Origin of the sequence: Coprococcus sp. RTP21428st1_C9_RTP21428_210409, assembly GCF_040227395.1 — a bacterium.
GTDB lineage: Bacteria > Bacillota > Clostridia > Lachnospirales > Lachnospiraceae > Coprococcus > Coprococcus aceti.
This window is the reverse complement of record NZ_JBEHVV010000002.1, coordinates 31,119-56,795: the sequence shown is the minus strand read 5'-3', so window position 1 is coordinate 56,795 and position 25,677 is coordinate 31,119. Positions and strand designations below refer to the sequence as shown.

General features: G+C 45.0%; 20 protein-coding genes. All 20 read right to left on the bottom strand.

Features of this window, described 5'->3' with window-relative positions:
- Window positions 1–20: 20 nt before the first annotated feature.
- The 20 genes from tig to ABUA34_RS00705 all read right to left on the bottom strand — a co-directional run bounded on the left by tig (window position 21) and on the right by ABUA34_RS00705 (window position 25,662).
- The gene (gene tig, locus ABUA34_RS00800; RefSeq protein ID WP_015534164.1) at window positions 21–1,307 is read right to left on the bottom strand and encodes a trigger factor; all 1,287 of its coding nucleotides are present in this window, start codon (window positions 1,305–1,307) and stop codon (window positions 21–23) included.
- Window positions 1,308–1,574: 267 nt separating this feature from the next.
- Window positions 1,575–1,781 (bottom strand): alpha/beta-type small acid-soluble spore protein, encoded by a 207-nt coding sequence (locus tag ABUA34_RS00795; RefSeq protein WP_015534165.1) that lies wholly within the window; start codon window positions 1,779–1,781, stop codon window positions 1,575–1,577.
- Between the two features lie 132 nt (window positions 1,782–1,913).
- Entirely contained in the window at window positions 1,914–2,981 is a 1,068-nt protein-coding gene (gene buk, locus ABUA34_RS00790; RefSeq protein WP_015534166.1) for a butyrate kinase, read from the bottom strand.
- Between the two features lie 33 nt (window positions 2,982–3,014).
- Window positions 3,015–3,935, bottom strand: coding sequence for a phosphate butyryltransferase (gene ptb, locus ABUA34_RS00785; protein ID WP_022216032.1), 921 nt, complete (start codon window positions 3,933–3,935; stop codon window positions 3,015–3,017).
- A gap of 103 nt (window positions 3,936–4,038) precedes the next feature.
- Window positions 4,039–7,278: a SpaA isopeptide-forming pilin-related protein gene (locus tag ABUA34_RS00780; RefSeq protein WP_349822690.1), complete on the bottom strand. Its 3,240-nt coding sequence runs from the start codon at window positions 7,276–7,278 to the stop codon at window positions 4,039–4,041.
- Window positions 7,279–7,513: 235 nt separating this feature from the next.
- The gene (locus ABUA34_RS00775) at window positions 7,514–7,996 is read right to left on the bottom strand and encodes an S-ribosylhomocysteine lyase (RefSeq protein ID WP_015534167.1); all 483 of its coding nucleotides are present in this window, start codon (window positions 7,994–7,996) and stop codon (window positions 7,514–7,516) included.
- Between the two features lie 2 nt (window positions 7,997–7,998).
- Window positions 7,999–8,700, bottom strand: coding sequence for a 5'-methylthioadenosine/adenosylhomocysteine nucleosidase (locus ABUA34_RS00770; protein ID WP_349822689.1), 702 nt, complete (start codon window positions 8,698–8,700; stop codon window positions 7,999–8,001).
- Between the two features lie 40 nt (window positions 8,701–8,740).
- On the bottom strand, window positions 8,741–11,101 hold the full coding sequence (locus ABUA34_RS00765) for a transglutaminase domain-containing protein (RefSeq protein ID WP_349822688.1): 2,361 nt from the start codon (window positions 11,099–11,101) through the stop codon (window positions 8,741–8,743).
- Window positions 11,094–12,155 carry a DUF58 domain-containing protein gene (locus tag ABUA34_RS00760; RefSeq protein ID WP_349822687.1) on the bottom strand — a complete coding sequence of 354 codons (1,062 nt, stop codon included), beginning with the start codon at window positions 12,153–12,155 and terminating at the stop codon, window positions 11,094–11,096. The genes ABUA34_RS00765 and ABUA34_RS00760 overlap by 8 nt, the downstream gene beginning before the upstream one ends.
- Window positions 12,156–12,196: 41 nt before the next feature.
- Window positions 12,197–13,123: an AAA family ATPase gene (locus ABUA34_RS00755; RefSeq protein WP_022216037.1), complete on the bottom strand. Its 927-nt coding sequence runs from the start codon at window positions 13,121–13,123 to the stop codon at window positions 12,197–12,199.
- A 15-nt stretch (window positions 13,124–13,138) separates the two neighbouring features.
- Window positions 13,139–15,067 carry an EAL domain-containing protein gene (locus tag ABUA34_RS00750; protein ID WP_349822686.1) on the bottom strand — a complete coding sequence of 643 codons (1,929 nt, stop codon included), beginning with the start codon at window positions 15,065–15,067 and terminating at the stop codon, window positions 13,139–13,141.
- A 62-nt stretch (window positions 15,068–15,129) separates the two neighbouring features.
- Window positions 15,130–15,822, bottom strand: coding sequence for a glycerophosphodiester phosphodiesterase (locus ABUA34_RS00745; RefSeq protein WP_055222819.1), 693 nt, complete (start codon window positions 15,820–15,822; stop codon window positions 15,130–15,132).
- The gene (locus ABUA34_RS00740) at window positions 15,815–16,243 is read right to left on the bottom strand and encodes a YolD-like family protein (RefSeq protein WP_055144164.1); all 429 of its coding nucleotides are present in this window, start codon (window positions 16,241–16,243) and stop codon (window positions 15,815–15,817) included. The genes ABUA34_RS00745 and ABUA34_RS00740 overlap by 8 nt, the downstream gene beginning before the upstream one ends.
- A gap of 9 nt (window positions 16,244–16,252) precedes the next feature.
- Window positions 16,253–17,788: a Y-family DNA polymerase gene (locus ABUA34_RS00735; RefSeq protein ID WP_349822685.1), complete on the bottom strand. Its 1,536-nt coding sequence runs from the start codon at window positions 17,786–17,788 to the stop codon at window positions 16,253–16,255.
- Window positions 17,789–17,861: 73 nt separating this feature from the next.
- Window positions 17,862–19,403: an MATE family efflux transporter gene (locus ABUA34_RS00730; protein WP_349822684.1), complete on the bottom strand. Its 1,542-nt coding sequence runs from the start codon at window positions 19,401–19,403 to the stop codon at window positions 17,862–17,864.
- 25 nt (window positions 19,404–19,428) lie between these two features.
- Complete coding sequence (locus tag ABUA34_RS00725) at window positions 19,429–20,424, bottom strand: ROK family protein (protein WP_349822683.1); 996 nt, start codon at window positions 20,422–20,424, stop codon at window positions 19,429–19,431.
- 210 nt (window positions 20,425–20,634) lie between these two features.
- Complete coding sequence (locus ABUA34_RS00720) at window positions 20,635–22,026, bottom strand: uracil-xanthine permease family protein (RefSeq protein ID WP_022216044.1); 1,392 nt, start codon at window positions 22,024–22,026, stop codon at window positions 20,635–20,637.
- Between the two features lie 67 nt (window positions 22,027–22,093).
- Window positions 22,094–24,388, bottom strand: a complete 2,295-nt coding sequence (locus ABUA34_RS00715) for a xanthine dehydrogenase family protein molybdopterin-binding subunit (RefSeq protein ID WP_349822682.1) — start codon at window positions 24,386–24,388, stop codon at window positions 22,094–22,096.
- A 12-nt stretch (window positions 24,389–24,400) separates the two neighbouring features.
- Window positions 24,401–24,871 carry a 2Fe-2S iron-sulfur cluster-binding protein gene (locus tag ABUA34_RS00710; RefSeq protein WP_161171756.1) on the bottom strand — a complete coding sequence of 157 codons (471 nt, stop codon included), beginning with the start codon at window positions 24,869–24,871 and terminating at the stop codon, window positions 24,401–24,403.
- Window positions 24,862–25,662 carry an FAD binding domain-containing protein gene (locus tag ABUA34_RS00705; RefSeq protein ID WP_161171755.1) on the bottom strand — a complete coding sequence of 267 codons (801 nt, stop codon included), beginning with the start codon at window positions 25,660–25,662 and terminating at the stop codon, window positions 24,862–24,864. The genes ABUA34_RS00710 and ABUA34_RS00705 overlap by 10 nt, the downstream gene beginning before the upstream one ends.
- Window positions 25,663–25,677 lie beyond the last annotated feature (15 nt).

Sequence of the window (25,677 nt, the reverse complement as noted above, 5' to 3'; positions counted from 1 at the left end):
CCAATCTGTCTGTTAAAATATTAAACTTCCTTTGACTCATCTACAAGAAGCTTTGCAGCCTTCTTAACTGCTACATCCTTCTTGATGCTGTCCTTCTCTGCGTCGCCCATGAATCCCTTGATATCCTCAAGCTTCATCTGGTACTGAGCTGCCATCTTTGAAAGCTCCTCGTCAACTTCCTCGTCAGTAGCCTCAATGTTCTCAGCCTTTACTACAGCCTCAAGAACTGCTCTCTGCTGGATTCTCTTGAGTGCGTCCGGCTTGATTCTCTCCATGAGAGACTCCTCTGTAACGTTTACGATCTGCATATACTGCTCAAGGCTGATTCCCTGATACTGAAGTGTCTGAGCGAACTCATCCTTCATTCTCTTCTGCATATCCTCAACCTGTGCATCTGCAATATCCATAGTTGCGTTCTCGATAACCTTGTCAAGAACCTTTGCTTCCTTCTCGTTTGCAGCGTCTCTGTTCTTCTTTGCAAGTATCTTCTGCTTTACCTCTTCCTTGTACTGGTCAAGTGTATCGCATCCGCCTACCTCGCTTGCGAACTCATCATTGAGCTCTGGAAGCTGTGACTCTGTGATAGAGTTGATCTTGCACTTGAATACTGCCGGCTTTCCTGCAAGCTCCTCAGCCTGGTAATCCTCTGGGAATGTTACGTTAACCTCAACATCCTCTCCGATGTTCTTACCAACAAGCTGATCCTCAAATGTATCGATGAATGAATGTGAGCCAAGAACGAGCTTGTAGTTCTCACCCTTTCCACCATCAAATGGAACACCATCAACAAAACCCTCGAAGTCAAGAGTAACCTCGTCGTCAAGCTGTGCTGCTCTTCCCTCTACGAGTACCTTTCTTGCGTTCTGAAGCTGCTCCTTCTTGATGTCCTCAAGAACCTCATCATCTGTTACTTCAACGTCGATCTTCTCAACTTCGATTCCCTTGTAATCGCCAAGTGTAACCTCAGGCTTTACAGCAACCTCTGCTGTGAATACGAAATCCTTGCCCTTGCCCATCTCTATTACGTCAATAACTGGCTGTGATGCGATCTCAAGCTCTGAAGCTACAGCCTCTTTTGGATAATACTCGTTGATCATTGCATTTGCAGCATCCTCATAGAATACTTCCGGGCCATACATCTTCTCGATGAATGCCATTGGCACCTTGCCCTTACGGAAGCCTGGAACATTGAATCTGTTCTTTGTCTTGTTGTAAGCTGCTGTCATTGCCTTGTCAAAATCTGCTGCAGGTACTGTGATTGTAAGCTTTGCCATGCTGTGCTCAAGCTTTTCTACTGTGAAACTCATCTTTTTATTTCCTCCTTGAAATGTGCAAATGGTGCCTTAAGCCCTACAATTAAGGCACTCAGATAGCATCCATTTATCTTTTTCTTGTTTATATGTGTGGACAAAGTCCACATCAATCATCGATTATATCATAATGTGCAAATGATTGTCCAGTCCATTATACTATTATTATAATACAAAGTTTTCACGACACAAAAGACCTGATGTATGGATCATACACCAGGTCTTCTTTTTGTTCGTAGATCTAACGGAGATTATAAGCCAGGCTTATCTTCCTGACATCTGCTCTTCCTGTCTCTTGATCATCTGACGAACCATCTCGCCACCGATTGAACCTGACTGAGCTGATGTTAAATCTCCATTGTAGCCATCCTTAAGATCAACACCGATCTCCTTGGCTACCTCCATCTTGAACTTGTTCATAGCACTCTTTGCCTCTGGAACACTTGTCTTGTTAGAGTTTGAACTTGCCATAACCCTGTACCTCCATATTGAAATAATTATTTAAGACTTTCGTCTTGTTAGTATTATTAACAATACGGCTTATGTTATAATGGCAATTTCTGTTATATGCCATGAACTTTTTATCTGAAAATCACTTTTCTCTTAATACTTCATTGGCTCCTCTTCGCCATTCATGACTCTGAGTGCGCCCTGAGCAAGTGCAAGAAGCTCATCCTCTCCTGCATATACTGTAAATGGAGCGATAAATCCTGCTCTCTTCTCAAGCTCTTCGCATGTGTGCTTTGAATATGCGATTCCACCTGTGAGGATGATCTGATCAACCTTTCCTCTGAGAACTGTTGCCATACCACCTATATCCTTGGCAACCTGCTGATAGAATGCATCCTGAACAAGCTTTGCATGCTCATCGCCCTCATTGACAAGCTTCTCAAGATCTCTTGCATCGTTGCTTCCGATGTAAGCGTTGAAGCCGCCCTTTCCAACGAGCTTCTTCATAACCTCAGCCTGTGTATACTCGCCTGAGAAGCACATCTTTACAAGTGCTCCTGAAGGAACGCCACCTGCTCTCTCTGGTGAGAATGCACCGTCACCGTCAAGTGCGTTGTATACATCTACTACCTTACCGTGATCATGGGCACCAACTGATACACCGCCACCCATATGTACTACGATGAGGTTCAGGTCTGTGTACTTCTTGCCAACTTCCTTTGCATATCTCTTGGCTACTGCCTTCTGGTTGAGTGCATGGAACACGCTTATTCTTGGAAGCTCAGGTACTCCTGAAAGTCTTGATGATGGCATAAGCTCATCAACAACGACTGGATCTACGATGTATGAAGGAACTCCGAGCTCATCACCGATCTCTCTTGCGAGGATACCGCCAAGGTTTGATGCATGCTGGCCCTGCTTACCGATCTTAAGATCCTCAAGAAGGTCATCGCTTACTGCGTATGTACCGCCTGGGATTGGCTTGAGCATTCCACCACGTCCTACACATACATCAAGTGTCTTGATGTCAAAGTTCTTCTCAGCAAGGACATCAAGAATAACCTTCTTTCTGAAGTCCTTCTGATCTACTATCATATTGAAGCCTGCAAGCTCCTCTGTTGTATGTCTGAGTGTCTCCTCAAACAGAAGTGTCTCGTCCTCGAACACACCGATCTTTGTCGATGTTGAACCTGGGTTTATTATAAGAATCTTATATGACATTTTTTAAACCTCCAAATGTTTTTTATGTATGGCTTATTTGTTTGCCTTAAGTGACTCTGCAACAACTGCTGCAAGTGCTATTGAGTTGAGCTTAACCTCAAATGTATCTGATCTTGATGTAAGGATTACAGGAGCATCTGTACCTGTTATGATACATCCGTTCTTACACTTTGTTGTATGAACAAGTGTCTTGTATACAAGGTTACCTGCATGTATGTCTGGGAACAGAAGGATATCGGCATCTCCAACGATCTTTCTGTCTGTAGCTCCCTTATGGATAGCTGCCTCTGGCTCGATCGCAAGATCCATTGAAAGAGGTCCGTCAACGATACAGCCTGTGATCTCACCGTTCTCGTTCATCTTTGTGAGCTCAGCAGCCTCTACTGTTACAGGCATCTTAGGATTTACAACCTCTACTGCTGCAAGTGGAGCAACCTTTGGACAAGGTATTCCGCACGCATGAGCAACCTCTACAGAGTTCTCTATGATCGACTTCTTCTCCTCAAGTGAAGGATAAGTCATGAACGCAACATCTGTAAGGTACAGGAGTCTGTCAATACCAGGGATCTCAAATACACATACATGTGAAAGTGGCTTACCATTTCTGAGACCAACCTCTTTGTTGAGGACACTCTTCAGGAAATCCTTTGTTGAGAGAAGTCCCTTCATATACATGTCAGCCTTATGATCATGAACAAGTTTCACTGCCTTAAGTGAAGCCTCTATATCATCTGGCTCATTTACGATCTCATAACCTGTAAGATCCATACCGATCTGATCTGCGACCTCTCTGATCTTTGCCTCGTCACCCACAAGTATAGCATCTGCGATTCCCTTCTCCTTTGCTGCCTTTACAGCCTCAAGAATAGGCGCATCCTGTGCTACTGCAACTGAAACTGTCTTTCTGCTGCACTGTGAAACCTTTGCCAATAAATCATCAAAACTTTTACTCATCTTTCGCACCTCACGTGATATTTATTATTTATACAAGTCCATTTTGTATGTTATCACTTATAAATCTAAAGGTCAACCACATTGTCCCATGTTATTATTACTGTCATTTTGATTCTCCGGTAAATTTTTTCCTGTAAAATACGATTCCCGCAACCGAAACTACGGCAAAGCACATAAGCAGTATGACCTTCGAAACAGGATCCCGATCTCCGGTGTCCGGCGTATCAGGAGTGTTTGGTGTGTCGGGTGATGGATGTTCTTTTATTTTCTGATTTGTTATGATCACCGGATCATCCATGGTATATTCACTTTTTGATGTGTCTATCTGAATTTTTTTGTCTGTTTTTTCGTAACCCTCCGGGGCAGCTAACTCCTCTATGCTATACGTGCCTCTGGAAAGTCCGTAAAATACAGCCTGTCCATTTTCTTCCGATTCAGCTTTTGCGATCAGAGCACCCCGGTCATCATATATGCCAAACACAGCCCCGGCAAGCGGACTGCCATCCTCCTGATCCGTCTTGAGTATATGCACCATGCCATAGTGATTTTTGACATTTATCACCGGTGGCTCATCTGCACTCTCCGGCACGCTCACCGGTATAGAATTTACCCCCGGGTCGGCAATATAACCCTTGGGAGTTCTGGTCTCCTTTATATAATACTCTCCCGGCTCGAGTCCGGTGAATTCTACACTGCCGGCTTTGTCAGTCTTTTTTGTCATGAGCTTTTCATGATCAGATGCCCTGTACAATGTGAACTCCGCATCCGCAAGAGGTGTCTCCAGAATATCATCCGTCTTGTGGACACTTATGCTCCCTCTGATCTTCTCTTTTTCTTTTGTATAAACTGTCTGTGAAGCAAGGTTCACATCCTCATGTGAAGCTACGACCTCGCCATCATAATCCTCATCCGTAAGCACCTCATAGCAGACAAGAGCCGAACCACTTATGCTGTCAGCCGAAAAACTGAAATTCACATCCACAGTCATCTCCTCTGCATCTGCGGTAAAACATTTATCTGACGTTGATCCATCTGCCCCAAGCGGTCTGCCCGACTCCTGTGAGACAACGCTTCCGCTCAGTTTATATCTGTGCCCGCTATCCAGCCCTTTCATACTCACCGTGTCCGTGATATCTGCAGTTTCCGCATCCGGATCAATGAACTTCGATCCGTCTTCACTGTTCTTCGCCACAGATTCTATCTTCGGCATCCTCTCATCAACTATGTCCCCAAGATCAAACACGCACTCATCTGAATCTATTTTGAATTTTATCGGAGCAATGCTCTTATACTTTCCCCTATTTGCATCACAACGAAGCTCTGTCAATGTGTACTCTCCATACGGCAGTGATCCTTTGGTCTTGTCCGGCTTTCCATCCCCAAACCAGATATCATCCGTAGAACTGGAGTATTCGCCATTGGCATCAGTTGTTATCTCCGCAGACTGGGTGCCATCGGAGTTCTCGACGAGGAATCTCACATTTGCGATCGCTGTCCCATCCTCGGCATCCACTTTTTTGAATTTGAAGTCACCTCTTACGACATGGTTCCCGACCACAAGCTCGTAGCCATTTACCAGACGAACAGTGTCGCCATCCTGTTCTATTCTGTCCAGATATATTCCATCTGAACTATCCTTTATAATATTGCCATCCTTTGCGCTTTTAAATATTGAATTCACAAGCGTGTACCCTTCTGGGGCTTTTGTCTCTTGAACCGTGATTGTTCCCGTCTGCAAAACCACATCCTCAAGGCCGCACTTACCGCTGTCATCCGTCTTAAGCGTCCAGCTCTGATTCGGCTTCTCTGGGAGCTCGTCCACGGAATTATAAAAATTCCTGTAATAATTGACTGTAAACTCAGCCCCTGACAAGACAGCATCTCCCTGAGATTTATCTCCCGTCTCCGCATCCTGTTTGTATATGCTCAGATCAATCTTGCCTGAGATCACCTTGTCCCAAGTCTCCCAGCTTATTTCAAGCTCCGTGGATGTACTGACCTCCTTGCCATCCACGGACAGGAATTCTCCTTCTTCGTTTATAACGAGCTGTGCCACAGCACTGTTTCTCTCATAGTTGTACGGAGCCCTTTCCTCATATATCCTGTATGTTCCGAACGGCATATCTGTGATCTCATAGGTTCCAAGTCCGCCATATTCTGACATCACAACTATACCATGTCCATTCTCATCAGTCTCTATCTGAGCCACCAGAGTGCGCAGACTCTGTGTGCCGTTTTTCACTTCCATCTCAATATTGTACAGAGCTTCTCCCACACCGGCGCCGGAATCTCTGTCGGTCTTGTGCAGACTGAACTTTCCAAGAACAGGCTTCTCTCCCGTCCATTCAATATCCATAGAAATACTGCTTGAAGCTACCGTTCCAAATAACAACTGCTGGTCATCATCTACCTGAGTGGAATCTACAGTATACACTGTAACTCCAGGGATCCCTTTACCAGACTTTACTGTGCCCGTTCCCTTATAAGCCTTCTCAGCACTGAAAAAGAATCTGTCGCCTCCCATTATAGTTACCTTACCTGTCTTGTGGATGGTGAACTCCTTTTCTCCGCTTTTCCTGATATGGAGCCATGTATCCGCCGGTACCGAGATCCTCACTCCATTCTCAGCATCTGCCTTACACCTCATTATCCTGGTTCTTCTTCTCTTCTCACCAGTCTTCTTATCCACATAACCGGTATAATCCTTAAGACTTACATAATTACCGTAATTCTCTTTGCTTCCATCATCTATTATCTCTATATCTGCCTGATCTCCCTGAAGGACGATCTCATCTCGCTTTGTCTCCGATATGTATTTATAGAATTCGTCTATAACGTCAAAATACTGTCCATGTCTTATATAATTCAAAGTCAGTGTCATGATGAGCTGTCTGTGATCTGCGGACACCCCCTTAAAACCAGACCACGCATATTCACTTCCCGGTCCATACAGAAACGCTTTCTGAAGCAGTCTGTCATTTGTCACGGAAAATGCCACCTTGTCCGTGCTCTTAACTTCATTTTTCTTATGATCGCCGCAGTATGCCCTGTACTCTACACCGTCCTTATGCACCGTGTAATGCCTCGTGTATGGCATCCCATTGTAAAACACCACATCGCCGCTTAGGATGCAGTCCACATCTTCATAACTTATCTCATATCCGGCCATAGCCGCAATTCCATCCGTTGAGGTGGCCATAACATCAGTATGCCTGCTTTTCTCCCCGACATACAGTTCGTCAGCACTTGACCTTGTACTGAACCTATGATAAAAAACCACACCGGCCACACATACGGCCAGAAGAACAGCCAGCAGAATCTTATATACATACAATCTTTTCATAATCTCTTCCTTTCTGTTTGAGTTTCAGCCCATTCGTAACCGTATCCGGTAAGAGCCGTCTTCATGAATCTGTTTAGCTGTTTTATGTGCACAAAAAAAGCTTACGTGCATTAAAAAGCACGCAAGCTTCATTGTCAATAGAATGGCAAACATTCCTCAACAAAGCGAATTTCCACTGAAAATCACCCGTTTTTTACATGGTCTGTATATTTTGATCCCATTTGTAAATTGGAATTTAACCCTCTGGATAATTAAGTCTGCTGTCATCTATATCATACAGAACCTGTGACAGGAATTTCTCTGCAAGATAGTTCGCCATACCGAGATTCATATCCAGGTAATTGCCGCACTCTCTTGGATTTGCTCCAGGGATCGGATCGTGATAATGTCTTATGAATTCGAACATTGATATCATAAGCTCCACTATATCCTTCGACTCATAATCGCCTGCGAGTATGAGATAAAATCCCGTCCTGCAGCCCATAGGTCCAAAGTATATGACCCTGTCCTTATACTCTTCATTATTTCTCAAGAATGTCGCACCGAGATGCTCTATGGTATGAACCTCCGCAGTGTTCATAACCGGCTCATAATTCGGCTTTGTCATCCTTATGTCAAATGTTGTGAGGATCTGATCCCCAGCCTTATCCTTTCTCGACACATAAATGCCCGGATTCAGGAGAAGATGATTTATCTGAAAACTTGCTATCTTATCCATGTCTACTTCACCTCATATCTCTTTATTATCTCTGTCATCATGTTTACACTGTTCTCTATAGCCTTTGCCGCAAATGTAGGATAATCCATCTCTGCACTGTCATCAGCCTTGTCCGATATGGCCCGGACAACAAGGTACGGAACCTTATTCAGCACTGCAACATGTCCTATGGCCGCGCCCTCCATCTCTGCACATCTTCCACCAAATGTCTCCACAAGCCATTTCTTCTTGTCCTTGCTCCAGATAAACTGATCGCCGCTCACCACTCTTCCAGTGAACACCTTGACTCCTATATTTGCTGCATCCACTGAGTCCTGTGCTATCTTAAGCAGCTCATCGCTGGTCTTGAACACGCTCAGCTCTGTATCAGGGATCACACCCGGCTCATATCCAAGGGCGGATACATCCATATCGTGCTCCACGGTATCCGTAGCCAGAACGATGTCTCCTATATCTATGTCAGCATCCAGTGATCCGGCTATTCCGGTGTTGATGATAGCTGACACTCCATACATGTCGATCAGCGACTGGGTACACATGGCCGCATTGACCTTGCCGACACCGCACTTTACGACCACGACATCCGTTCCTTCTATCTGTCCTTTGTAGAAGCTCATGCCACACTTGTCTGTGACCTGGAGCCCATCTATCATCTCTTTCAGTCTTGCGATTTCCTCGTCCATCGCACCTATGATTCCAAGCATCTCTTATACCTCCATTATCCATTGCTACCTGTCAACTATACTACAACATTCGGAATATGTATATCCTCTTCATAAAAGGAACCTGTCTCCTAAAGCTCCTGAACAGCACCCGAAGTTCTCCCATACGCTGTACATATTCGTCCCCGGACACCTCGCCGCCATAGCTTATGCCTTCCATATATGCCGCAAGGTCCTCAGTCTCCGCCGGATCTGCGCCCTTACAGAAATATTCAAGCTGCTGCCTGTGATTTCCCGCCTTCGAAAAATCATCCGACGCAAGTCTTGCATAATCACACATATACCTATAGTAAGCTATCACATTTCCAGTCTTATCTCTCCTGTGATAACCCACAAAACGAACTATCTTCCTGACTGCTGTACGCCCCACAAGCAAGAGCACTGCAAATGCTATACATCCCGCCAGAACATATATTATCCACACGGCATTTCCAAGTGAAAATGCTGTGCCGGTCGTATCTGTTCCGGTATCTCCGCTGTCATCACCTACTAGCCATCTTCCAAATCTGGACCAGAAATCATCCTGGGTCTCATCCTCATCTTCACTCGACGGAGGTGTCAGCTCCACGACCTGCCATCTGCCACGTATGAACGCCTCTATCCACGCATGAGCTCCGCCATCGTCCACATCCACCTGAACAACAGCCGTTCTTCCAAGCTCTGATGAGCCTGAATAATAATCATCGTAACTGAACTGTTCTTCATCGAGCATTGTTCCGTCAAGGACCTCGGTGTAATCCACGGCATACCCCTCCACATATCTTGTGGGTATCCCCATGTATCTCAGGATCAGCGCCCCCGCAGTGGCATAATTGGCACACAGGCCCTTCTTCGTGGTATCAAGGAAATAATTGACATAATCCTCATCCCTCGGCGTGGCTCCCGGATGCAGTGTGTACGGATAATTCTCCAGGAAGTATATATACACCTTCTGCAGCACATTATCCACACTGTCTTTTTCCGTGATTCCTGCGCTCTCACAGAATCTTCGTATTGAATCCATATTCTCCTCTGGAATCTCAAGATACTTGTCATCCACCGACGACATAACCGGCTCAGCCAGAGCGGATGGACTGTACTCCACACTGTACAATGAATCGCCCTCTTTGTAAGTATTCATGGCTTCTATATCAGTGTAGTAAGGGTAATATTTTAGATCTCCGGCGCCATCTATGTTCTGTATATCCATTCGTCCTCTGGCATGTCCTTCAGAATTGACCGGTGACGGATAGTCGCCATCCTTATCTCTGTCCCAATGATCCCAGCTATACTCATCACCAACGAACGCTTTCAGATAGATCCTGTTTGTGCTATATGGTGCAAATGTGATTATCAGATCCGTCTGTCCATCAAGTGTGACATCCGACACGCCTCCAAGCTTTCCATTCGCCAGTCCTCCGGTATTCGCCGAATTCCTTAGGGATTCAAATCCATACATGATGAGGTTTCCAAGCGGGCCTTCGATCTTGTTCTTCGCCGAGCTATCACGATACCTGTACAGATAAGTCTGCTGCGGCTTGACAAGGATAACCGCACTTCCCACCAATATACATACAGCCGCCACACCGGCCGCAAGCTGCAGAGACGCCCTGTCACTATGCCTGTAACTGAATCTTCGCTTCTTCTCATCATATTCAAACGTACTGTCCTTGTCAGTTATACGGAAGTGACCATTTCCCTTAAGGCAGATAACTCCCAAAAGTCCTGTGGATACCATGAACATGTAAATAACATCCGGCTCAAACCTGAAAAACAATGGTAATATAAACACAGGAAGTGAAAACCACACTGCCCAGAACACACTCATATTCGTGTTAAGGAAAATGTTGAGGATTATTATCTCTACACAGCCTATAGCGATGGCTGCCACAGGAACAGTGAGCGCCCTGTTGGACAAAGTCTCGGAGAATACCTTAACCTCCTGGGCTCCATAATAATCAGTCACATGATCCAGAAACTCATTTACGATAGCATAAAATCCACTGTTTATATAACGTCTGAGGAGCATGATGAACAGGACAAAAGCGACAAGAAATATGACATATCCAACATCTCTCACCCACACCTTGCCTGATTTGAACAGACCACAGAAGTACATGGCCAGCAGCGCATACGCCAGAAATATAACGGGAACACCGTACGCCATATCTATACACGACAAAAAGCCGCACATTGAACCGCCTATGATAAATATCTCCAGCAGGCATTTTGCAGCAATACCTCTGCTGTCCGATTTTCTTCTGCGCAGCTTTCTTTTTCTGTAATCCGCGCCTTCTCTGCCTCCATCTGTGATCTCCGGATCGTTGAGCAGCCTTACACCTTCACAGAATTCTACCGCTTTCCTGTCTTCAGTTTTCTTTTTTCTACCAAAGATTCTACCCAATTATGTATCCTTTCACACGATCTCCATATGTAAACACTACATTGCCATCCGCTCTCATATCGCCGGAAACAACTATGATCCTTCTGTCATAATCCAGATTCTTCTCAAGCATCGATAACCCATAGCCAAAATCTGCATACGCCTGCTCATAAAAGATCTTCTCCATCCATTCAGCGAGATCATCCCTGCTGTCTATCGAAGTCCTGACTATATCGCCCTGCGCGCCGCTCCAGTAATAGAATGTAAACGGCAGTTGTTCATCCAACAGACTTACAGCCATGCCGTAGGCGGATTTCAGTACATCATTCAATATATGTGTCTCATCATCGGCAAGCTCTACCAATATCATGAGCTGGCTTGACGACATGCTCTCTCTGTCCTTTACCATCAGCACGTCTTTTTTTGCTGACAGCTTCCAATGTATATTCTGAAGCTTATCCCCCGGCTGGTATTCTCTCACATCCACAACCTCGGAGAAATCATGCCCTTTTTTCCGGCTCTCCTCAGCCTCGTTCATCCCCTGTGAAACAGCGGTCATATCCGCCTCCACATCAACCTTTCCGGAAGGGAAAACCTTGTACTCTTTTACCGAGTTGCATTTGCTTTTTATCCTCACAAATCCAAGCCAGTCAGTAACGCATATTCTGTCCGCTTTCACCTCCAGTGCACCTACATATGACTGGGCGATCTGGTAGTCCACCACATTCGCACTGCGCGAATATGCAGGTATGCACAGCGTATGCCTGCCATTTGTATGGAAAAGATCATTCTCCATGCTTATCTCTATCTCTGTGTTCATATTCGGAATAATGCTGCTGTTGTCGAGCACAACCGATACGAGAAATGGCGAGTCCACCGTAAGGTTCTGCTCCCCGCCGCCAAACTTTACAGTCAAATGCCTTGAAAGCACAAAGGCGCATACTATTGACACGACCGGCAGAACTATCATCAGTATCATAACTATGAAATTAAAATATGAATGCACCAAAAGAAGGATCAACAGATTTATAACAAACACGAGAATGTATTTGAATACATGCCATGCGTACTTCATCCGCTGATCCTCCTTTACTTATATCTCTTATGTTCTCAGTTCTAAGTCCTTGGAACCTTAACCTGACTTCTCACTTCATCCAGAGCCTCTGCGACAGTCATTCCATTAGCTCTGGCACGGGCTGCAAGCTTTACCCTGTGCCCAAGCACGTCGTTGAACACCTCTGCTATGTCTCCCGGCACAACATATTCTCTTCCAGAGAGCACCGCCATTGCTCTGCTCATCCGCAGAAGTGCATTTGCGCCTCGCGGACTTGCTCCCATCGAGAAGAGCTCACTCTCCCTGGTAGCCTCAACCAGAGTCACTATGTAATCAAATATTGAATCATGCACACTCAGAGTTCTCGCCTTATCCTGAAGACCTATCAGTTCATCTCTCGTCACTATTCTCTCTACACTGTCCATAGGTACAAATTCCTGACCTTTAAGTATCTGCACCGCAGCCTCGTGGGATGGGTATCCCATGGAAAGTCTCACCATGAATCTGTCAAGCTGGGACTCCGGAAGCATCTGCGTTCCCGACGAACCAACCGGATTCTGGGTTGCCATGACCGTGAAAGGCTGTGGAAGTTCCCTTGTAACAGCATCGACTGTCACATGTTTTTCCTCCATGATCTCAAGGAGTGCCGACTGAGTCTTAGGCGATGTTCGGTTTATCTCATCCGCAAGGAACAGATTACAGAACGCTGAACCCTCTCTGTACTCAAACTCACCGCTTTTTGCATTGTACATGGAAAATCCCATTATGTCACTCGGCAGAACATCCGGTGTAAACTGGACTCTGTTATATTTCATATCCAGAGTTCTGGCAAATGCCGTTGCAAGAGTGGTCTTGCCCACACCCGGGATATCCTCAAGCAGTATATGTCCACCCGCAAGTATGGCAGCATAGACCTTGATTATTATATCTCTTTTTCCCTTTACGACCTTCTCTACCTCATCAACGACCCGGTTCTCTATATCTGTCATACGCCGTCCTTTCTCTTAGCTCTGGTTAACTCTCTTCACCTCTGATATGAACTTATCCTGTGACAATGGTCTTGAGAAATAATAGCCCTGAATGTAATTCACTCCAAGATTGCTGAACTCCCTGAGGGATTCCTCCGTCTCCACGCCTTCCACTACGATCTTCATATTCATATCCTTAACCATGCTTATGGTGTTCTTGACAACCTTCATCATCTTGTCATCTGTGTCTATATCCGCAAATGTCTTGTCCAGCTTAACTATCGCAAACGGCATGGATGCTATCCTCTTCATATTGGAATAACCTGTTCCAAAATCGTCAAGTGAGAATGCAATACCATAATCTGTGAGACTGTTGATATTGTCCATTATTGTCGTCTGAGCATAGGCAGCCGCAGTCTCAGTAATCTCAAGATTTATCTGCTCATTGCTGACTCCGTAACGCTCCATCACCGCCCGCACGTCTTCTGATAACTCACTGCTCATGCACTGGATAACCGACAGATTCACCTCAACATATTCCAGTCCGAGATTCTTGAATTTCTCTCCAGTTATGAAACGGCACACCTCTTCAAGGACGAACTTACCTATCTTATGGATCATTCCATTCTCCTCCGCAGCAGGGATAAATATCTCCGGCGAAATGTATCCATACATATCATCATTTAATCTCAGAAGTGCCTCAGCACTGTTATATTTTCCAGAATCTATGCTGTATATCGGCTGATAGTAAACCTCAAACCTGTTCTCGGCAAATGCCTTTTCAAGTATCATGTCCATGTCCCGCATCAGATCATATCTTTCCTTGTTATAGATATCTCTGGCATAGAGAACACGGCCTGTATACTCGTGCTCAGCAAGCTCACCGCCAAACCGCATCACACTGTCAACATCCTCTATATCCTGAGGACATCTGGTGATACATATTATCGGCAATAGATTTATAAACATATCATTATACTTATATCCCTTCTTCAGCTTCTCGTTTATCCGCTCCGCAAAATCCTCAGCCTGATCCTTGATACGCTGATTCATGACACATCTGAACATTCCGGTTCCCAGATAATACCACTCAACATCATATCCGTATGGTCTGCTCCACTCTAAAAAGTCTTCAGAGATCTCCCTGAGCAGCTTATGATATTCCTCAACTCCCAGAATCCCGCGAAGAGTCTTGTCATTCTCCATAGTTATCATAACTACCGTTATATCAAGGCCATTATCCAGAGAATTTCTCACGTCGTCCATGTATCTTGTGATCTTGTTCAGGCCCGTGGCACTGCTTATAACCTGCTCCGGACTCTGTATCAGCAACGCAACGAACAGTAATCCAATCGCATTTGCAAACATCTCAATCGGAATATCCGGGTTAAACATCTGAAATACGGCCGCAACAACAACCAATGGGAATATCGCTATGGTTGATACAAATCTTCCTCTTGTAAGTCTCCTGTGATATCTCGTAACAACCATGAAGCCCAGAATCATATAAAATATTCCGGCAGCATACAGAAATGTCATGAAAAACTCTCTTCTGTACTCTCCCTGTCCGCCTATACTGAATACACACGGAGTGAAAAAATTAACTCCGAGCATGGTCATGCACAGCAACGTTGGAAGTGCCAGTATGAAACTCTTCACTTTACCTCTGAATATATGTATGGCATCCACTATGTTCACCACATAAGCGGCATACATAGCCGATGAAACGACATGGAAAAAGAGATATCCCGTATGGAATATGTATTGGGTGACTACATGCCTTTCACCCATATTGTCAAATGCGATGGCGCCTATATCAAACGCTGTGGCAACCATTGCAATGGTCAGAACAAATTGAAACTGCCTGTTTAATTTGCCTCTGGTCATCTTCTTCATGATGACTGAGACCATGATAAGAGTAAACACGCAGAATGCCGCGTAATCAAAGTATAGTACTTTGCTCATATTATCCTCCTATGTACAACTCCTCCACCTGTAGAATAATATAACAAATATTTCTAGGTCTTTCAACGCATTATATCCGGGCGGTCTGTTATCACTGCATCTACGCCCAGTCTGCACATACGTCTCATCCAGTGTGGATCATTCACAGTCCACACATATACCGGTATGTGCTTACGCTTCATTCTCTTCACAAATTTCTTCGTGCAGAGAAGATAATTCGGCGATATAAAATCCGCTTTACACCGTCTCATTCTTCTCTCAGGAAAATACTCATTCAATCTGACACCGAGCTTAGCCTTTTTCTTACCGACGAGCAGTCCGGTCTTTATCCTCGGGTCTATGGCCTTCACATTGTACGACACTTTGTCCTTGAAGGATTTTATCGAGAACTCACCGTATCCAAATCTCCCCTTGACAAGATCTATGACACGCCTCTCGTATCCGCTCTCCTTTAATTCTATATCAAGACATATCTTTCCGCTGCAGAGTTCCAGGACTTCGTCAAGCGTAGGCACTCTGTAGCCTTCTTTTGATGCAATATCGTTGATCCTGTTGTATGTCATATCTCCTATCTTTCTGCCGTCTATAGTTCCATCATGAAATACTATGAGTATATTATCACTGGTTTTCCTCACATCGAACTCCGCCATATCCGCCTTCAGATCTATAGCTATCTGAAACGCTTCAAGTGTATTCTCATGAGGCGCAAGGGCACTCGCTCCTCTGTGTGCTATCACCATAGTCTCTCTATTCATGCAAATATACATCTCCATTCTGATCAATATTTAAATCATATATATCATCTATCGGTATCTCGGTTCTGTCTTCCATAACTATCTTTTTCCCATATACGTCAACATTGCGTATATATCCCGACACATGTTCGTATCTTCCACCAGCTTTTCTGTCATCCTTTACAAAATACTCTATACTCACACATTTTTTGTCTGCATTATGCATTATATTCAACAGTTTCTGATCAAGAACCATTTTCTGACTCTCATCCAGCTCCAACTTCTCATCGGTGAGCCTTGCAGTCTCCGCTATGGCTGCTCCATGTCCTGTGAGTGCGGCAAACGGGGCAAACTGTGCTGCTCTGTCATGGATAGACATGTGCGGATGAACAGAGGACACGTGATGTGGAAGCTGTATTATGTCATCGTAATTATCTTCCATAAGCCCCTCCTAAGCCTTGTGACCGCCTATCTGTCCGTTCCTCTCTATCGTCGTACCGCCCTCCTCAAGATTCATTCCCTTAAGGACTGCATTTTTGCCAAATTTCTTCTTGAGCTCTATCATCGCTTTCTGCATGCTCTGCTCCCGCTTCATATCCTGCTGCTTTTTCTCCGTCTCTGCTGCCCCGTCTCCAAAATCATCAAACAGACTGAGCTGCCTTGCTGACTGTTTCTCATGTGCCGCAGTATTCGATATGATATTGTTCGCCGTGACATATATCCTTCTGACATACAATAAAGGATCTACGATCTCTTCAAACAATCCGGTCACCGCATCCATGATGACCTGTGTAGATGATGTATACTCTCCAAGATTCACCGTTCCATGGGCACTTTTCGGTATCTTTCTCCCATACATATCTGTCTGTATCTCTCCGGAAAATTTCGCTCCCGCAGCGTTCTTTTTGAGATTATCTATATCATACCCCACTGTTATGACCATCTGATCTGTCTTGACATTCTTATCCACAAGATCCAGCACGAGCAGATCCGTCATCTCACGGATAATAAGTCTGGCTTTTTCATATTCGTATGGGCATGACAACACCTGTCCTGAACCTATGCTGTTCCTCTCCGGCTTGTAAGCCTTGATATCTGCAATGGTACAAGGCTCCCAGCCCCATGCATGATCTATGAGCAGCTCTGCATTTATACCAAATAATCTGTACAGCAGATCTTCGTTGTAATACTCATCGTCATGTCCCAGTGAGCATCTGGCGATATCACCCATTGTATAAAGTCCATGACTCTCAAGTTTTCTCGCATATCCTTTTCCCACTCTCCAGAAATCTGTGAGCGGTCTGTGATTCCACAGCTTCTGTCTGTACGACATTTCATCAAGACTTGCTATCCTGACTCCATCCTTATCCGGGGCTATATGCTTTGCCTCAACATCCATCGCTATCTTACACAGGTAGAGGTTCGTTCCTATCCCTGCTGTTGCTGTTATACCGGTCTGTGCAAGCACATCCTGTATGATCGTCATGGCAAGATCGTGCGGACTCATCTTATATATCCCAAGATAATCCGTCACATCCATGAACACCTCATCTATGGAATACACATGCATATCCTCTGGTGCTACATACTTCAGATAGATGTTATATATATCCGTACTGTACTTCATGTAATATGCCATACGTGGCGGAGCGGCTATATACGAAACCGCAAATTCATTATGCTCCGCAAGCTCATTGGAATCGCAGCTCTCCCCGGAAAAATTTCCACCGGGTGAAAATGTTCTCCTGCTGGCATTGACCTCCTTAAGCCTCTGCACCACCTCGAACAGTCTGGCTCTTCCAGGTATACCATAGCTCTTCAGCGACGGGGAAACAGCAAGACATATGGTCTTCTCTGTTCTCGACGCATCTGCCACTACCAGATTGGTGGTCAGTGGATCAAGTCCGCGCTCAACACATTCAACCGATGCAAAGAAGGATTTCAGATCTATCGCAATATACGTTCTATCTTTCTTATCCCTATCCACAGTCAATCCCCCTGTCACTTCTTGCTCAGTCTTAATCTTCTCTTTCTGATGCTTATGTGCCTTGGGTCACATACTATACAGCAGCCGTCCCGCCGGCCCGTGTATGCCCCAGCACTTTCCTCGATACGAGTATGTATGCGATTATCATCGCCGTACCTGTTATTATCCATGAAACTATATACACGTTCAAAAGCATGCCAAAAGAATGATATCGCGCAAACACCGTATATATCCATATGATCCTGAACACTACTGAACCCACAACTGTTATAATAGCCGGCAGCATGGATCTGCCAAGGCCTCTGAGTGCCGCAGCTGTCATCTCATATGTTCCTGTCATCGCCTCAAGGAGCATGACATGCTTCATTCTTATAAGTGCATACTTTATAACCTCTGTATCTGTTGTATAAAATCTCACAAGAAAATCCCCTGAAAGCATCATGACACTGCTGAACACAGCCGTCATAAGCATGCCCTCTAACATGGCAATCCTGAGAGCTTTTCTGCATCTCTCCTTCTCACCTGCACCATAATTCTGGCTCACAAATGTCACTGCTGCCTGTGCGTATGCGGATATGACAAAATATGCAAAATATTCAAAATTAAGACCCGTGGATGAGCCTGCCACAGCATCAGGACCAAAGCTGTTGATTCCGCCCTGTATCAGCACATTTGACAATGAGAAAACTGCCGTCTGTATCGCTGATGGAGCTCCTATCCTGAGTATCTTTCTCAGGCACACTTTATCTATTCGTATATTCTTTATATCGAGTCTGAGTGGACCTTCCTCATGCATCAATATATACATGACTATTCCCGTACTGACAACATTTGATATGACCGTTGCCATGCCGACGCCTGCCACTCCAAGTTTACACACACACACGAAGAACAGGTTGAGTACAACATTGAGTACACCTGAAACTATCAGGCAGTAAAGCGGACGCCTTGTATCACCTATAGCTCTGAGCACAGCCGCTCCAAAATTATAAAGTATGATAAACGGCATTCCCACAAAGTATATCCTCAAATAAAGTACAGCCTGATCCAGCACCCTCTCAGGGGTATCTATGGCCTCAAGAATCGGTCTTGCCACAAACATTCCCGCAACAAGCATAACTATTCCGCATATAAGGGCAAACTTCACGCTGGTATGCACACACCTGCTTATGGAATCTTTTTTGTTCTGGCCTATATAATGGGCCACAAGAACATTCACACCCACTGAAAGCCCCACGAACACATTCACAAACAGGGCAACAACCGCCGCATTGCTTCCAACGGCCGCCAGGGCATCACTTCCTGCAAATCTTCCTGCCACAGCTACATCTGCCGAATTGAAAAGCTGCTGCAGTATACTGCTGGCGGCAAGTGGCATGGCAAATATAAGCATCTTAAGCGCCAGTGAACCATTTAACATATCCATCTCGTGCGATTTTTTTCTATAATCGGTGTTCTTTTCTGTATTCGTTTCTTTGCCTTTTTCTTTGCCTTTTTCTATGCTTTTTTCTATGCTTCTTTCTTTACTCTTTTCTGCGCTCATTCTGATGTCCGTCTCTTTTTCGTCATTGTGCTTCATTCTGATGTCCGTCTCTTTTCCGTCATTGTGTTTCATCCTGATATGATCTCCGTTTTCTTATCTAGTGGGCACCCTCATACTTCTGAAGATAGTTGAAAAGTGCTCCTATGAGATTGGAATCGTTGCCAAATTTGCACAGTCCAACCTGCATCTCATTATAGATCACTGAAAATTTTGCAAGCTTATCCACGTACTTCTTCACGCCCTGTATGAACCTCGGTTCCGCACTGATTCCACCTCCAAGGAGTATGATGTCCGGTGCAAGAATGACATGTATATTCATGCAGTGCTTCGCGATGTTCAGATACCAGTCCTCAAGCACATCTATGACCGCCTTATCACCGGCAGTCTCCCACTCATATATCATCTCACCTGACACTTCATCTTCCCTCATGCCCTTGACTGCTGCCACATCTCTTCTGAGTGAGCTTACCGATGCCTGCATCGTCCAGGTGACATTGTCCGGAAGTTTTACATGTTTCTTTGTATTCTTGAGATTCGCCTCAAGCGGTACAAGTTTGTCTATATTATCCCTGTTCACATCCTCAAACAGGTACGACATCTCACCGGCAACCATACCTCTGCCGTGGAGTATCTTTCTGTCTATGACTATTCCTCCACCGACACCTGTGCCAAATACCAATACAACTGCGCTGCTATAGTCCTTTGCATTTCCCTGCCATATCTCCGACAATGCTGCACATTTGCCGTCGTTCTCAAGCGCTACCTTAAGTCCATCGCATCTCTCGCTTACAAGCTCGCCTACATGTGCTTTGTCAAGGTATGGCAACGCTCCGCCGGCATAACAGATTCCGTTATCCACATCCACCTGTCCAGGAAGTGAAATAGCTATTCCCTGTATATCATATTTTATCTTATAGTCATCATATATGCCCTGAATTACGTCAAGAAATGCATCGAGTCCCTGCTGTATATTATCTAAACCATTCCCAAATCTTCCGGGAGTCGGAACCTTGTTCTTCTCCATAATCTCAGCATCTCTGTCCATCACACAATGCTTTATAAATGTTCCGCCTACGTCTATCACAAGGTACATAACTTCTCCTCCATACCGAATATGTTTTATTACTATATATTTTTCTTCATGCTAAAAAATAGCAGTCTCAAATGTATATACAGTATATATTATACTATGTCGAACATACATTCGGAAACTACTATTTTTATGTTAGCATATTTTTTTGTTATCAACAACTACTTTTGTAGCGCAACTTTTTGTTATATATAACAGGGACGTTCCTTATTACTACTTTTCTTTAGGCAGTATAATATTAAGCAGAATTGCAACCATTGCCGCAGGAACAATTCCTGAGCCTCCAAAAACAAGCTGGAGCAGCTGAGGAGCATTTGCTAGAATACCAGGATTGGCTCCCATTCCATAGCCCACGCCCAGTGCTACCGAAACTATGGACAGGTTGCGTGCGCTTAATGGTTCCTTTGTTATGAGCTGAATACCACTGATAACTATCGAAGAAAACATCATAACCGCAGCTCCGCCAAGCACTGACTGAGGCATGATCGATACCAGTGCTGCAAGTTTAGGGCAAAGGCCACATAATATCAGGAATATCGCTCCTGTTGCAAGCGCAAATCTGTTGACGACCTTAGTCATGGCTACAAGTCCCACATTCTGGCTGAACGATGTATTTGGAAGGACTCCAAACACAGCTGCAAGAGATGAACCCAGACCGTCACACATCACACCACCTGAAAGTTCCTTGTCTGTGGCTTCCCTTCCAAGACCACCTTCCATAACACCTGATATATCGCCTACAGTCTCCACCGCTGTTACAATAAACATTATGAGAACGGGAAGTATTGCGCGCACATCAAACACCGGTTTTACAGGCATGAGCTGTGGAATCGCAAACCAGGAAGCATCTTTCACCTTGTCCCAGTTCAGCACCCAGGCTTTTGTATATTCCACACCATCAGCAGTTATACCTGTTCTCGGAAGAACAAGTCCCATTATGATCGCTGCGATATAACCTGCGATTATTCCAAAAAGAATAGATGACGAACTTAAAAATCCTTTTGTCCAGTGCTTAAAGAAAAGAATAACCACAAGGACAAATAATGCAAGCAGAAGGTTCTCCATGGAGCCAAAGTCTGCGGCATTATTTCCACCTCCAAACGAATTTATTCCCACCGATATAAGGCTGAGTCCAATGGATAAAACCACTGTACCTGTTACAACAGCCGGGAAAAACCTGCGCAATGGCTTCAGGAAAAAGCCAAGCACAGTCTCAAACAGGCCACCGATAATGGATGCCCCCATAATCGCACCATACGCAAGCACTCCACCGCCCATGGTTGCCGCCACGCTGTTGAATACTCCTATAAAACCTGAAGATGTACCCATAATGATCGGCACCTTTCCTCCAACAGGTCCTATTGAGAAAAGCTGTATCAGGGTGACAACTCCCGCGATAAGCATTGCGTTCTGAAGCAGTGAAAGCTGAAGATCAGCAAATTCACCACCGACCAGTCCGCATGCTCCTGTGATAATCAATAATGGTGTCAAATTTCCGACAAACATTGCAAGGACATGCTGAAGTCCAAGAGGTATCGCCTGGGAAAGAGGCATCCTTCCATCAAGCTGGAATGCTGTTTCTGAAAGTTTAAACTTATTTTTCATCTGTTGTTTTCTCCTGTATATTTTTTTCATATTACAGATTCTGTTATTCTGCTTATGTTATCTCCAATCACTCTTCCGGCATGGACATAAGAATCTTCTCCGGTGTAATCGGCAGTTCTCTGTGCCATACACCTGTCGCCCTGTATATGGCATGTGCAATAGCAGGTGCCGGAGTGTTGATAACTATTTCCCCTATCGATTTGGCTCCAAAAGGACCTGTAGGCTCATAGCTGTTTTCAAATTCCACTCTCAAATGTCCCATATCCAGACGGGTTGGTATCTTGTATTGCATGAAACTCGACTCTATCGGGCATCCCTTCGCATTGTAGGTGATGTTCTCAAACAGAGTGTGTCCGATTCCCTGAACTATGCCTCCCTCCGCCTGAACACGTGCCAGTGCCGGATTTATGGCTATGCCACAATCCACGACTGCAGCATAATCCAATATCTTCACTTCTCCTGTATATCTGTCAAGTTCTATCTCAACCATTCCGACCATATATGGAGGAGGCGAAACCGGAGACGAATGAGAGACTGTAGCTACAGCGGCAATATCATTTGCGACCTGATCCTTAACACTTACATCAGCCAAAGAAACGCTTTGATCTGTTCCTGTCCGATATGCCCTGCCATTTTCGAAATACATTTCATCCTGTTCACATCCAAGCATTCCTGCTGCAATTGCGCACAGCTTCTTTTTCAATTTATCACATGCAAGCTCCACAGCCTTTCCTGTTACATACGTAGTGGATGAAGCATATGAGCCGGAATCATACGGTGAAGCATCTGTGTCTGCTCCAAATACCGCCACGTCATCAACCGAGCAGTCCATGCACTCCGCAACCATCTGTGCAAGGATAGTATCACATCCGGTTCCCATATCTGCAGCACCGATTATCAGGTTAAATGTACCATCATCCGCAAGCTTGACCGTTGCAGATCCCACATCCACATTCGATATACAAGAACCCTGCATGGCCATTGCCACTCCTGCAGCCCTGACTTTTCCGTTTCCCATGTCCCTGACAGGGTATTTATCATCCCAGTTAAATATCTCCTTGCATCTGGCCATACATCTGTCAAGAGCACACGCATTTGCAGTTTCACCATAATACGCAGGCATCTTCATTCCCTCGCGCAGCATATTCTGCTCACGGATCACGGTCGGATCTATCCCCAGTTTCTCCGCAAGTTCATTCACCGCAGACTCAAGTGCGAAGATTCCCTGTGTAGCCCCATAGCCTCTGTATGCACCAGCCGCCATAGTGTTCGTATATACAACATCATATCCAAACCTATATGCCTCAAGACCTCCCGTATATAATGGAATTGACTTATGCCCGCTAAGTCCGACTGTTGTAGGTCCATGCTCCCCATACGCTCCTGTGTTGGACAGCGTATACAGATCAAGTCCCCTTATATGTCCATCGCGGTCTGCTCCCAGACGAACACTCACCTCCATCTCATGGCGCGGTGAACCTGCGATCTGACTTTCCTGTCTCGTAAATATGATCTTGGCCGCACGTCCTGTCTTCATGGTCACAAATGCAGGATACACCTCACTTACCGCTGTCTGCTTTGCTCCAAATCCGCCTCCTATACGTGGTTTTTCCACTCTGATCCTGCTCTTTGGAATGCCAAGCGCTCTTGACAAAATACGACGTACATGAAACACGATCTGTGTAGAAGAAATTACATGAAGCCTTCCATAACGGTCAAGGTGTGTATACGTTCGAAAAGTCTCCATCATAGCCTGGTTAAAGGCTCTCATATGATATCTGTTCTCCAGCACCTCATCACAGTCCGCTATAACGGCATCAACATCGCCATCACCGCCTACTTCGCTTGCAACCAAGTTGCGTTTCGGATCGCCTCCTACCTGAACCGGCGGGAACCAGTCGTCCTCAGGATGAACCAATATGTCATTATCCTTTGCCTTGCGGAAATCCAGAACAGGCTCTAAGATTTTATATTTTACCTTTATGAGTTTCATAGCCTTGATTGCTGACTTTTCATCCTCAGCTGCTATGATGGCAACCACATCGCCCACACACCTCACATGGCGGTCCATAATGAGTCTGTCATACGGTGACGGCTCAGGATATGTCTGTCCTGCTATTGCAAACCGGCTATTTGGCACATCCTGCCATGTGTAAATATCTACTATTCCGGGTATTTTTTTTGCTATGGAGACATTTATATCCTCCACAATGGCATTCGCATGTGGACTGCGAAGCAGTTTCACAACAAGTGCATCACCGGGAGTGATATCATCCACATATACCGGTTTGCCAAGAAGTAACTGCATAGAATCTTTTTTTCTAACGGATTTATTAACTACATTATATTTTTTATGTTCCATGAGTTCACCCCTTTACTGTCTGTCATCTGCAGGAATTCTACTGTCTAAGTAATTTCGGATTCCTCTCAGTTGTCCCTCATATCCGGAACATCTGCACAGATTTCCGGCAAGATATGCCCTGATCTCATCATCCGATGGATCAGGATTTTCTCTGAGAAGAGCTATTGTATTCATCACAAAACCCGGGTTGCAGAAACCACATTGGTCAGCACCCTGATCAGCAATGAACCCGGCAAATTCTGCCGCCTCATCCTGAAGACCCTCAAGGGTCTGCACCTCGTGTCCATCTGCCCTGGCAGCAAGCATCGAACAGGAAAGGACAGGAGTCTGATCCATGAGCACTGTACACAGACCACAATTTGACGTCTCACAGCCGCGTTTCACACTATAACAGCCATGATCGCGCAGAAAATCTATAAGGAGCATATCAGGAGCTATATTTCCCGAGACTAATTTTCCATTTAATTTAACTTTTATTTCCACTGCTGCTCCTCCTCAATTTTTTTCAATAATCTCTGTCCAAGCACACGTATCAGGCGGCTTCTGTATTCTGCGCCAGCACGATGATTGCTTCCAACCGGAACCTTGTCAGAAACCCAATTGGCAAATGCTTTCTCTGTATCATCTGAAAGTCCCCCTGTGAGCAAGCCTTCTTCATCCAGAACAAGTATCGCCCTTCCAGGCCTTGCGCCCACAGCCAGACGGTATTCTCCATCCACGCATGATGCTGAACAGGCAATGACAGGGAAATCTGTTCTCTGATTGCGGACTGATGCATAAGCAAAAACCCCGGGAGTTTTCCTGATGATCAGATGTACAATCACATCCCTGTCCTGCTTCATGTTGACAAATTCCCTGAGAGGAATCATACCACCATGATAAAGCTCCACAAATGCATCCATAGCTAAAAAAACTGTCAGAATGTCCGAAAATCCGAAACGTCCCCATATGCTTCCGCCAATCGTGGCGAGATTTCGAAACTGAACCCCCACAATATCCTTCACCGCTTCGCATACTGCACCATGTGTATATTTGTTTAATCCGTCATGCAGTTCTATCTGACGGAGTGATGTCATTGCACCAATAATGAATTCGTCTTCTCTTTCTTCAATCTTATCAAGTCCCAGATCACACATATCTATGGCTGTCTGTATCAGGCGATCCTGCATTTTTGTCCAGAGCATTCCTCCGATAATACAGCTTCCCTTTTTCTGATTCAGTTCATATGCCTCATCAATACTTTGTGCGCGTACATAATTCTGTATTGTTACCATAAAAGCTCCTTTTAA